This window comes from Caballeronia sp. BR00000012568055, from assembly GCF_029439455.1.
In the GTDB taxonomy this organism is placed as follows: Bacteria; Pseudomonadota; Gammaproteobacteria; order Burkholderiales; family Burkholderiaceae; genus Caballeronia.
On record NZ_JAQFVG010000018.1, the window covers coordinates 1 to 11,399 of the forward strand.

Annotated in this window: 10 protein-coding genes and 1 tRNA gene; 9 read left to right on the top strand and 2 right to left on the bottom strand. The window is 60.6% G+C overall.

The features are described 5' to 3' along the window. The 3 genes from P7F28_RS01890 to P7F28_RS01900 all read left to right on the top strand — a co-directional run. Nucleotides 1–1,430 (top strand): molybdopterin dinucleotide binding domain-containing protein (locus tag P7F28_RS01890; protein WP_277182745.1); only part of this gene is annotated, 1,430 nt, incomplete at its 5' end. 12 nt (nucleotides 1,431–1,442) lie between these two features. Further along, nucleotides 1,443–2,375 carry a formate dehydrogenase subunit beta gene (fdxH, locus tag P7F28_RS01895; protein WP_277182746.1) on the top strand — a complete coding sequence of 311 codons (933 nt, stop codon included), beginning with the start codon at nucleotides 1,443–1,445 and terminating at the stop codon, nucleotides 2,373–2,375. Then, entirely contained in the window at nucleotides 2,362–3,009 is a 648-nt protein-coding gene (locus P7F28_RS01900; protein WP_277182747.1) for a formate dehydrogenase subunit gamma, read from the top strand. The genes fdxH and P7F28_RS01900 overlap by 14 nt, the downstream gene beginning before the upstream one ends. Nucleotides 3,010–3,021: 12 nt before the next feature. On the opposite strand, the gene P7F28_RS01905 is transcribed toward P7F28_RS01900, so the two are convergent. Beyond that, nucleotides 3,022–3,372, bottom strand: a complete 351-nt coding sequence (locus P7F28_RS01905; protein ID WP_277182748.1) for a type II toxin-antitoxin system ChpB family toxin — start codon at nucleotides 3,370–3,372, stop codon at nucleotides 3,022–3,024. Further along, complete coding sequence (locus P7F28_RS01910; RefSeq protein ID WP_277182749.1) at nucleotides 3,366–3,617, bottom strand: AbrB/MazE/SpoVT family DNA-binding domain-containing protein; 252 nt, start codon at nucleotides 3,615–3,617, stop codon at nucleotides 3,366–3,368. The genes P7F28_RS01905 and P7F28_RS01910 overlap by 7 nt, the downstream gene beginning before the upstream one ends. Before the next feature lie 219 nt (nucleotides 3,618–3,836). Here P7F28_RS01910 and fdhE point away from each other — a divergent pair, with 219 nt between their 5' ends. From fdhE to P7F28_RS01940, 6 genes are all read left to right on the top strand, one after another. Then, complete coding sequence (gene fdhE / locus P7F28_RS01915; protein WP_277182750.1) at nucleotides 3,837–4,820, top strand: formate dehydrogenase accessory protein FdhE; 984 nt, start codon at nucleotides 3,837–3,839, stop codon at nucleotides 4,818–4,820. Beyond that, on the top strand, nucleotides 4,817–6,262 hold the full coding sequence (gene selA, locus P7F28_RS01920) for an L-seryl-tRNA(Sec) selenium transferase (protein ID WP_277182751.1): 1,446 nt from the start codon (nucleotides 4,817–4,819) through the stop codon (nucleotides 6,260–6,262). Before fdhE ends, selA begins: the two co-directional genes overlap by 4 nt. Beyond that, nucleotides 6,259–8,145, top strand: coding sequence for a selenocysteine-specific translation elongation factor (gene selB / locus P7F28_RS01925; protein ID WP_277182752.1), 1,887 nt, complete (start codon nucleotides 6,259–6,261; stop codon nucleotides 8,143–8,145). The genes selA and selB overlap by 4 nt, the downstream gene beginning before the upstream one ends. A 48-nt stretch (nucleotides 8,146–8,193) precedes the next feature. Beyond that, nucleotides 8,194–10,203 carry a bifunctional DedA family/phosphatase PAP2 family protein gene (locus tag P7F28_RS01930; protein WP_277182753.1) on the top strand — a complete coding sequence of 670 codons (2,010 nt, stop codon included), beginning with the start codon at nucleotides 8,194–8,196 and terminating at the stop codon, nucleotides 10,201–10,203. A 44-nt stretch (nucleotides 10,204–10,247) separates the two neighbouring features. Next, the gene (locus P7F28_RS01935) at nucleotides 10,248–10,856 is read left to right on the top strand and encodes a DedA family protein (RefSeq protein ID WP_277182754.1); all 609 of its coding nucleotides are present in this window, start codon (nucleotides 10,248–10,250) and stop codon (nucleotides 10,854–10,856) included. A gap of 48 nt (nucleotides 10,857–10,904) precedes the next feature. Beyond that, nucleotides 10,905–11,000 (top strand) — tRNA-Sec (locus P7F28_RS01940). Nucleotides 11,001–11,399 lie beyond the last annotated feature (399 nt).

Sequence of the window (11,399 nt, forward strand, 5' to 3'; positions counted from 1 at the left end):
CGGGCAAGATGAACGGCTATGTCGCGCAGGGCTTCAATCCGCTGGCTGCCGCGCCGAACAAGGCGAAGATCGGCCTTGGATTGTCGAAGCTGAAGTGGCTCGTCATCATGGACCCGCTGGCGACGGAAACATCGGAGTTCTGGAAGAATCACGGCGAATTCAACGATGTCGATGCATCGAAGATTCAGACCGAAGTGTTCCGCTTGCCGACGACGTGTTTCGCGGAAGAACGTGGCTCGTTGGTAAGTTCGTCGCGCGTATTGCAGTGGCACTGGCAAGGCGCGAATGCGCCGGGCGAAGCGCGCAGCGATCTGGAGATCATGTCCGGTTTGTGGCTGCGTATGCGCAAGGCTTACAAGGAAAAGGGCGGCGCATATCCCGATCCGATTCTGAAAATGACCTGGCCGTATGCCGATCCTGAAAGCCCGACGCCCGAAGAAATCGCGATGGAGTCCAACGGCAAGGCCTTAGGCGACGTCACCGATCCCGCCGATAAAACCAAGGTGCTTGCCAAAAAAGGCGAGCAACTGGCCAGCTTCGCGCAGCTACGCGACGATGGATCGACGGCAAGCGGATGCTGGATCTTCTGCGGATCGTGGACGCAGAGCGGCAATCAGATGGGACGGCGGGATAACTCCGATCCGACCGGCATCGGACAGACGCTGAATTGGGCGTGGGCGTGGCCGGTGAATCGCCGCGTGCTGTACAACCGCGCCTCGTGCGACGTCAACGGCAAGCCTTTCGATGCGACGCGCAAGCTCATCGCGTGGAATGGCAAGACATGGTCCGGTCCCGACATTCCCGATTTCAAGGTGGACGAACCGCCGGAGAACGGCATGAATCCGTTCATCATGAATCCGGAAGGCGTGGCGCGTTTCTTCGCGCGCGACGGCATGAACGAAGGGCCGTTTCCTGTGCACTACGAACCGTTCGAAACGCCGCTCGGCTACAACCCGTTTTTCCCGGACAACAAAGCCGTGACGAGCAATCCCGCCGCGCGCATTTTCCCGGACGATCGCGCAGCACTCGGCACACACGACAAGTTCCCGAACACCGGCACGACGTATCGCCTGACCGAGCATTTCCACTACTGGACCAAGCACGCGCGGCTGAATGCGATCGTGCAGCCGCAGCAGTTCGTGGAAATCGGCGAGGAACATGCGAAGGAAGTGGGCGTGGTGGCGGGCGATCGCGTGAAGGTATCGAGCAATCGCGGGCATATCGTGGCCGTGGCGCTGGTGACCAAACGCATCAAACCGTTGATGGTGGAGGGAAAGCCGATCCATACCGTCGGCCTGCCGCTGCACTGGGGCTTCAAGGGCCTCACGCAGCCGGGCTATCTCGTCAACACGCTGACGCCTTCCGTGGGCGATGGGAACTCGCAGACACCCGAGTTCAAATCGTTCCTCGTGAAGGTCGAAAAAGCATAAGGAGGCGAGATCATGGCATTGCAATCGCTCGATATCAAACGCGTGTCGGCCACGACCACGCCGCCGCCCCAGGCGCGCGAACCGGTCACGGGGACGGTGGCAAAACTGATCGATGTATCGAAGTGCATCGGCTGCAAGGCATGTCAGACGGCATGCATGGAATGGAACGATCTGCGCGATGAAGTCGGCCATACGACCGGTATCTACGACAACCCGCGCGACCTGACGGAACACTCATGGACGGTGATGCGCTTCACCGAATACGAGAATCCGAAAGGCGACCTCGAGTGGCTGATTCGCAAGGACGGCTGCATGCATTGCGAGGACCCGGGCTGTTTGAAGGCGTGTCCATCGCCGGGTGCGATCGTTCAGTACACCAACGGAATCGTGGATTTTCACGAGGAAAATTGCATCGGCTGCGGATATTGCGTGACGGGTTGCCCGTTCAACATTCCGCGTATATCGAAGGAAGATAACCGCGCGTACAAGTGCACGTTATGTTCGGATCGCGTGGCGGTGGGACAGGAGCCGGCGTGCGTGAAGACGTGCCCGACCGGCGCGATCATGTTCGGCACCAAGGTGGACATGATCGCGCAGGCGGAAGATCGCGTGGAAGATCTGAAGGAACGCGGCTTCGAGAACGCGGGTTTATACAACCCGGCGGGCGTAGGCGGCACGCATGTGATGTACGTGCTGCATCATGCGGACAAGCCGGAGCTGTATCACGGTTTGGCGAACAATCCGCGTATCAGTCCGTTGGTGTCGGTGTGGAAGGGCATCACGAAACCGCTGGCGGTTGCGGGCATGGCGATCGCGGCACTGGCCGGTTTCTTCCACTACACGCGCGTCGGTCCGAACGAAGTGACGGCGGAAGAAGAAGCCGAAGCGCAACGCGAAGTCGATGAAGTGATCCGTGAAAGGGAGCGTTCGAATGAAACACGATAGCGAATTACGCGATGTGCGAGGCAACCGCCTCATACAACGCTATACGCCGAATGAACGCACCAATCACTGGATCACGGCGATATCGTTCGTTCTGCTGGCCATCTCCGGTCTGGCGATGTTTCATCCGTCGATGTCATGGCTCTACGCGATTCTCGGCGGCGGGCAATGGACGCGGATTCTGCATCCGTTTATCGGCTGCGTGATGTTCATTTCGTTTCTGATACTTGCGTTGCGCTTCTGGCATCACAACTATCTGGACCGGAACGATATCCAGTGGATGAAGCAGATTGGCGATGTGCTGTCGAATCGCGAGGACAGGCTGCCGGAGATCGGCAAATATAACGCCGGTCAGAAGCTGCTTTTCTTCACGATGGTCGTGTGTCTGCTGCTGTTGTTGCTGAGCGGCATCGCGATCTGGCGTCGATACTTCTCGTTCTATTTTCCGATTACGGTGATTCGGATTGCGGCGGTCGTACATGCGGCGGCGTTCGTGCTGATTACCGGAATCATCGTGCATATCTATGCCGCGATCTGGATCAAGGGATCAGTCGGCGCGATGACGCGTGGAACGGTGACATATGGATGGGCGCGGAAGCATCATCCGAGGTGGTTTAAGGAGTTGATTGGGAAGTAGGAGCGCGAAGTATCAGTCGATGATGGTCTGAAGACGTGCCAGTGCGTCGTTGATTACTTCGACTGATACACGCTCGATCTTGCGAGCCGCGCGTGCTTCGAGATCGAGCGTACGGATCATATTGACCAGCGCGACGCCCTGCGTTTCAGTGCCCGCGCCCGACAAAGGCACTGCGAATCCCGCCGAACGCGCAAAGTTTCCACCTTGCGTAATGGGCGCGACGAGCGCTACGCCTGTCGCATTGAAAATTGCCGATGACAACACGAGCGCAGGGCGGAATTCGCCCTGTTGCTCGTGCCCGACTGCTGGATTCAGATTAACGCGGACGATATCGCCACGGTCGAACTTGACACGTCTCACCATACTTCACGACCTACAGGTTTGGTGTTGCTCCAGGCGGCGAGATCTTCGGGCATGGGTGCCGTCGGATCACACTGCGCCACCAGCTCTTCGAGTGAATACTTCGGACGCGCAGGCATCAGCACGATTCCTTCGGGGCGAACATCGACAACAAGCTTGTCGCCCAAGGTCAGATGAACCTGGTTGAGCAATGCGGCCGGCAGTCTCACCGCCGCGCTGTTGCCCCATTTTTGAATTGAGAGTTCCATTTTATAAGCCTCCAAAATGTAGAATCATTGTAGATACATGCAATCTTGTCGTCAATCTGAATTGTATCTACAACGTGGATACAATCTTAGGCTTTAACTGGCAACCAATCCTTGGAATTCAAGTCCGCGCGGCCACTTTCGATAAGCTGATATGCTAGACGCGAGTTGGTTCGACGCCATGTGAAATTTGTTCTTCCCCGTTCATCCCGAGGAAACCCCGTGGTCCAACGCATTCTCGAAGCCGCAAAAATCGAATCGCTCGATCCATCGGCTATTCCGCGCATCCGTTTGCCCGAGCGCGCCACTGTATTCAGCGCACGCGCCGCGCGTTTGCTCCATCTCGCCGACGCCAGCAATCCCATCAGCGGCTATCTGCGCCTGATGGCCGCGCTCGCCGATGCCCAGCAACGCGCGCTCGCCACCTTCACCGCGACCATGCCCGCGCGTGAATCGATCGAACGGAATCAGCAGCATTCGATGCCGATCGTGCCGGCCTCCAGCGGCACACAAGACCCCGCTTGGCGCGATGCGCTGTTCCTGCTGCTCGATGGCATCGAAGCGGCCGGCGCGCTCACGCCCGCGCTCTCGCAACTCGTCGCGCGCCTTCGTTCGATGGACGCCGCATCGCTCGATACACAAGCCGACGCCATTCTCGCGCTGCGTTACGCCGAAATCGATCCCGCCGCCGCGCCGTTCATCATGGCCGCGTTGCAAGTGGTGTGGACGGATATCGCGAGCCGCATCGACATGAAAGATGTGCCGTATCTCGATACCCCCGGCGTCTGCGCAATCTGTGGTTCGGTGCCGGTGGCGAGCATCGTGCGCGTGGGCGGCGCGTATGAAAATTATCGCTATGTGCAGTGCGGTTTGTGCGCGACGGAATCGCATGTGGTGCGCGCCAAGTGCACGAATTGCGATTCGACCAAGGGCATCGCCTATCACGCGATGCACAACGACGAACCGCAAACGCTGAGCGAAGAACAGCAGGCGCAGGAAGCGAAGAACGCGCCCTTGAAAGCGGAGTCGTGCGAGGAATGCGGCACGTATCGCAAGATCGGGTATCAGGACAAGGCGTACGACTTCGAGCCTTTCGCCGATGATCTCGCCAGCCTCACGCTCGATCTTTTAATGGGCGATGCCGGTTTTCGACGCGCAGCGCCGCATCCGTGGCTCTGGCCGGAACAACCCGAAGAAAGCGCATGAGCGATATCAAGGGCAGCGACGGCGGCGAATTGCGTGCGCTGATGGCGCGCGTGCCATCGGTCGAACGCGTGTTGGCATCGGCGGAATTTGCGCCGGTGGTTGAGCAATATGGCCGCACGCAGGCACTCGCCACGTTACGCACGACGCTCGATACATGGCGCACCGATGCGCAAACCGGCCGCGCGTCCATCGAAGCGTTGAGCAACACCATGCTCGCGCACGCCGTGAATTTCGCGCTCGCCAAACGCGCGCAGAGCAGCGTGCGCAGCGTGTTCAATCTGACGGGCACGGTACTGCATACGAATCTCGGCCGCGCCTTGTTGCCCGATGAAGCCGTGCACGCCGTCGCGCATATGCTGACGCGCCCCGCGAATCTCGAATTCGATCTGCGTACCGGCGCGCGTGGCGATCGTGATGATCTGATCAATCCGCTCATCTGCGAACTGACCGGCGCGGAAGCGGCGACGGTCGTCAATAACAATGCGGCGGCGGTGTTGTTGACGCTGTCGGCGCTGGCATCGCGCAAGGAAGTGATCGTGTCGCGCGGCGAACTCGTGGAGATTGGCGGCGCGTTCCGCATTCCCGACATCATGAGTCGCGCGGGCGCGAAACTGCGCGAAGTCGGCACGACCAATCGCACACATCTGAAGGATTACGAAGAATCGATCAACGCAAAGACCGCGTTGCTGATGAAGGTCCATTGCAGCAATTACGCAGTCACTGGTTTTACGAAAGAAGTCACGATCAACGAACTCGCGCCGCTGGCGAAATCGCATGATTTGCCGGTTGCGGTGGACCTCGGCAGCGGCACGCTTGTCGATCTTGCGCAATGGGGTTTGCCGCGCGAAGCGACCGTGCGCGAGACTATCGATGCAGGCGCGCAGTTGGTCACGTTCAGTGGCGACAAGTTGCTCGGCGGACCGCAGGCGGGGTTGATCGTCGGCAGTAAGGAGCTGATCGCGAAGATCAAGAAGCATCCGCTGAAGCGCGCTTTGCGTGTCGGCAAATTGACGCTTGCCGCGCTCGAAGCGGTGTTGCGCTTGTATCGCACGCCTGAAACGCTGGCGGATCGACTGACCACGCTGCGCTTGCTCACGCGTCCCGCCGATGCCATGCGCCTCGCCGCCGAACGCATCCAGCCCGCGCTGCAAACGCTTGCGGGCGCTGCATTCAGCGTCACGTCCGAGCCGATGTTCAGTCAGATCGGCAGCGGCGCCTTGCCCGTCGATGTGTTGCCGAGCTACGGCCTCGTCATTCGTTTGGCGAGCGGCAAGCGCGCGGGCGGACAAATGAATCGCATCGAAAAGATGCTGCGGGAACTGGATCGACCGGTGATCGGACGCATTGCCGATGGCGCGTTGTGGCTCGATCTGCGTTGTCTCGAAGAGAGCGACGAAGAGATGTTTATCGCGCAGATGAAGGCGCGGAGCGAAGGCGCATGATCGTCGGCACGGCGGGGCATATCGATCATGGCAAGACCACGCTGGTGCGTGCGCTGTCGGGCGTCGATACGGATCGTCTGAAGGAAGAGAAGGCGCGTGGCATTTCCATCGAACTCGGCTATGCGTATGTGCCGCTGAAAAGCGGTGAAGGCGTGCTCGGTTTTATCGACGTGCCCGGTCACGAAAAGCTCGTTCATACAATGGCGGCGGGCGCGTGCGGCATCGGCTTCGCGCTGCTCGTGATCGCCGCCGACGATGGCGTGATGCCGCAAACGCACGAACATCTCGCGATTCTCGAACTGCTCGGCGTGAAGCAAGGCGCGGTGGCGATCACCAAAACCGATCGCGTCGGTGCCGCGCGTTTGCACGAAGTCCACGCGGAAATCAAAGCGCTTCTCGCACAAAGTCCCTTAAAACAAGCCCTTTTCTTCGATACCAACGCCACGCAGGAAAGCGATGCAGGCGTTGCGGCGTTGAACGCCCATCTCCACGAAGCCGCCGCGCAATGGCACGACACGCGCGACGATGGCTTTTTTCGGCTCGCCGTTGACCGCGTATTCACGCTCAGCGGACAAGGCACGATTGCAACGGGCACTGTGTTCGCAGGCCGCGTCAACGTGAACGATTCCATGACGCTCGCACCGCGCGATACCACCGTGCGCATCCGTTCGATACACGCACAGAACCGCGCATCGCAAACGGGCAAAGCCGGCGAGCGATGCGCGCTGAACCTCGCGGGCATCGAAAAAAGCGCGCTTGCACGCGGCGACTGGATTCTCGATGCGCGTCTGGCCAAAAGCTCCGAACGTATCGACGTAGAACTGACTTTGCTCGATGACGCCGCGCTCACGCTCACGCATTGGTCGCCGCTGCATGTGCATCTCGGCACGATGCATCGCGTGGCACACGTCGCGCTGCTCGAAGCGGATACGCTGAACGCAGGCCAATTCGCCCGCGTGCAACTCGTCTTCGATCAACCCGTTTGCGCGCTGCCCGGCGATCGTTTTATCGTGCGCAATGCTCAGGCGAATCGCACCGTGGGCGGCGGGCGCGTGCTCGATCCGTTCGCGCCTGCACGCAAGCGTCGCACGCCGCAACGCCGCGCGTGGCTCGATGCGCTCGTCAGCATGCTCGACACGGGCCGTACCGAAGCGTTGCTTGAGCAAGCGCCGTATGGTCTGACGCGCTCGCTGCTGGAACATTTGCTGGGAAGAACCGCATCGCCCGACAATGCGCGTGGTGTGAACGCGCACGACGACACGCTGTTTATCGCTGCGCAATATTGGGACGCGCTGAACAAACGTCTGCTCGATACACTCGCCGCGTTCCACGAGCGTTATCCCGACGAACAAGGCCCGGATACATCGCGTTTGCGCCGAATGGCCGCGCCGCTTGCGTCCGAGGCACTCTGGCGCGCGCTTGTGGACGACGCAGTGGCAAATCAAAGCATCAGCAAAAGCGGCCCGTGGCTGCATCTTCCCGCGCATTCCGTCACACTCGATACCAACGAAGAAGCGCTGGCGCAATCCGTGCTGCTGTCCATCGAGCGCGGCCGTTTCGATCCGCCGTGGGTGCGCGATCTCGCCACGCAACACGGCACGACCGAGGACGACATGCGCAGGCTGCTGAAGAAACTCGCGCGCCGTGGCGATGTGTTTCAGATCGTGCACGATCTGTTCTACACGCGCGCTGCAATCGATGTGCTCGCGCGGCTCGCCGCGGAGCAGGCGCACACGCAAAACGGTGCTATCGGCGCAGCAGCGTTTCGCGATGCGTCTTCGCTCGGCCGCAAACGTGCAATCCAGATTTTGGAGTTCTTCGACCGCGTTGGTTACACTCGTTTTCACCGCGATCTGCACGTGTTGCGCGCCGATAGACCCTAGTCCGTCTGACCTTTACCGCCGTTCGCGGCCTGTGCGTCTGTCGATCCGATGGAGCATTCGTATTTCAAACTTCTGCATCTTCTGTCGGGCCACCCAGAATGGGCGCTCGCGGTGGTGTTGCTCGCGTCGTTTCTCGAATCGATGGCGTTTATCGGCACCTTCGTGCCGGGCAGCACGGCCATGTTCATCGCGGGGGCGCTGGTCGGCACCGGCACGCTGAACCTCGGCTGGGTATTCGTCTGCGCGATCGCGGGCGCGGTAGCGGGCGATGCCGCGAGCTTCTGGTTCGGCCAGCGCTATGCGGATTCCATCGCGCGGATGTGGCCGTTCAACCGTCATCCGGGCGCGCTGACCGCAGGCCGCAAATACTTCGATAAACACGGCGCAAAAAGCGTAGTGCTCGCGCGTTTTGTTGCACCGATGCGCGCGGTGGTGCCGGTCGTCGCGGGACTCTCGGGCATGTCGGCGGGGCGGTTTTTGTTCGTCAATATTCTGAGCGCGCTGATCTGGGCGCCGACGCATATCCTGCCGGGCGTGGTGTTCGGTGCATCGATCGAACTGGCGGGCGCGGTGTCGATTCGCCTCGTGGTGATTCTCGTGATACTCGCGGCCATCGCGTGGCTGATGTGGAATCTCACGCGCGTGATGGTGTCGCATGCGAAGGAATGGGCGCTGTCATCGCGTGACCGGCTGGTGGCGTGGGGACAGTGCCATCAGGGACGGCCCGCGCAGATGATCGCCCGCGCGCTCGATCCCGCCAATCCCGCGACCGGTCTTATCGTGACGATTTCGGTGTTGCTGCTGATCTCGGCGCTGGTGTTCTTTTCGGTGCTGTCGAACGTGGCGCGCGGGGCATCGATCGTGCAGGTGGATGTGTCGATCTATCGGCTGTTGCAATCGTTCCGTTCGACCTGGGCCGATTCCATTCTCGATGCCGCGTCCTCGCTCGGCAGCCTGCAAACGCTGCTGACGGTATCGGCGCTGGTGATCATTTGGATGATGATCGAGCGGCGCTGGCGCACGGTCACGTACTGGATTTTCGCGGTGGCGTTCTCGCAATTGCTGGTGGTCGCGATCCGCTTCACCGCGCACGAACCGCGTCTCGTCGCGTTCGCGCCGGGCGAGCATATGTTCCCGAGCAGCCATGTCTCGGCGACGGTGGTGATCTACGGCTTCCTCGCGTTCTTGCTGCTTCGGCGCGTGGGCATGCTGACCGGCGTGATCGTGGCGACGGCGACCTCGGCGATCGTTACCTCGGTGGCGCTGGCCGGACTCTACTTCGGCCGATTCACCATCTCCGATGCGCTCGGCAGCGCCGCGCTCGCCGCCATCTGGGTCTTCCTGATCGCGCTGACGGCCGTGTGGCGCAATCCGAACAAGCCGAAGCCGCGCCCGCTGATGCCTGTCGCGGTGCTGGCCGTGATCGCCGTGAGCGTGGGCTTGCAGATGATGGATGAATCGGAGGCGCACAGCATGCCGCCGCCGACTATCGTCATTACGCCGATTCAGTGGACCGACAGCGTGTGGCGCACGTTCTCGTGTTATCGCTCGAATATGGAAGGCGACCGGCGCGAACCGATCAGCGTGCAATGGGCCGCGACGCCCGCGCAGATTCGTGCGCAATTGCAGAGTCGCGGGTGGACGGAGGTCGAGGGTGTATCGATGAAAAGCGTGCTTTCTGTGGTGTCGCCCAATGCGCCCGCGACAGCGTTACCCGCGTTGCCGCGACTCAACAACGGCGAGCCGTCGAAGCTCGTTTTCACGCGCTCGCATCTGAGCCCGCAGGAGCGCGACGTGCTGCGCTTCTGGCCCACGAACTACGCCGTGCGCGAAAGCAAAACCACCGAGCCGACGCCGATCTGGCTCGGCTCGGTGGTCCACGAACGCATCCGCCGCCCGACCTGGCCGTTCAACGTGCTGCGCCCCGATCGACGTCCCGATTCGATGGCCACGAGCCGAGGCGCGGATTCACCGTGGGGCGGCATCGAAATTGCGAGCAGTCCCGGATGCGGCAGCGTACCGGTGATGCTGGTCGAATCGAGACCCACGCCCGAATAAGTCGATGAAACCGCAATTGCCGCGAACGATCCCGGAGGTCGCGCTTGATCCAGATTCCGCCGACGGCCATCGCGCAATGGGGCGGCGCAGCCGTGTTCCTCAATGTCCTGCTCACGCGTTTGGGCGTACCGCTGCCGTCCGCGCCGCTTTTGGTGTTCGCGGGCACGGCGGTGGCGAACGGGCGTTTGTCGTTCACCCACATTTTGTTCGCGGCGGTGGCGGGCGCGCTGCTCGGCGACAGCGTGTGGTTTTCGGCAGGGCGCGTGTATGGACGCAAACTCGTCGCGGCCTTGTCCCGCCGCTCTTACGCGATCGATTCGGGCATGCGCACCACAGGCGAATTATTCGAGCGACACGGCGCGCCGATCGTCGCGGTATCGAAATTCGTGCCGGGGCTGGGACTTGTCACGCCGCCGCTGATGGGCACCACGCAGATTGCCGTGCTGGCGTTCTTTCTGTGGGATACGGCGGGAATCGTTGCGTGGGCGGCGTTCTGGCTGCTTGGCGGCGCGCTGTTTCAGCGGCAGTTGCATATCGCGCTGACGGAGTTGCAGTTGCACGGCGCGACCGTGATCGATGTGCTGGTGGCGGCGGCGTGCTTCTACTTTGTGTATCGGCTGATGCGGCGACGGCCGCCGCGTGGACGGCGATAACGGTGCTTTTACGTACGACCGTTATACTTCGCGTTGATGTTTCGCGCCGGAGGGCATCCGTATCCGGTGGTACGGCCGGGCTTCAAACCCGGTTGAGGATGTCAGACATTCTCAGGTCGGTTCGACTCCGGCTGCCCTCCGCCATTGCTTCCATTCTTCGGTTTCGCAAACCGATTCCGCATTCCAGTCGTCCCCGCTCGCTTTTTCCCAGCCGCCAACGCATCTCGCGCACCGACCCTGAGTTCGAGGACCGGATTCAGTTTCCATTCGCTAATTTTCAACTGCTTCGAAGCGTGATGTTTGACCGCGTGTTTTGATTAAAAATCGTCAAAAACCGGACGTCTGTAAAAAATCTATTCAATTGGCGTCGGGTTGATCTATATCAACAATCTAAAGTTACAGTCGCAATTTGTATGGCGTGTAAAAATAGCGTCTTTGCACCTTGATAAGCATAACGAACAATGACTTTGGTCGTAGAGACGCGCGAGCTACACAAAACTTATAAGCTCGATGAGATAGAGGTAATCGCACTCGCTGCGGTAT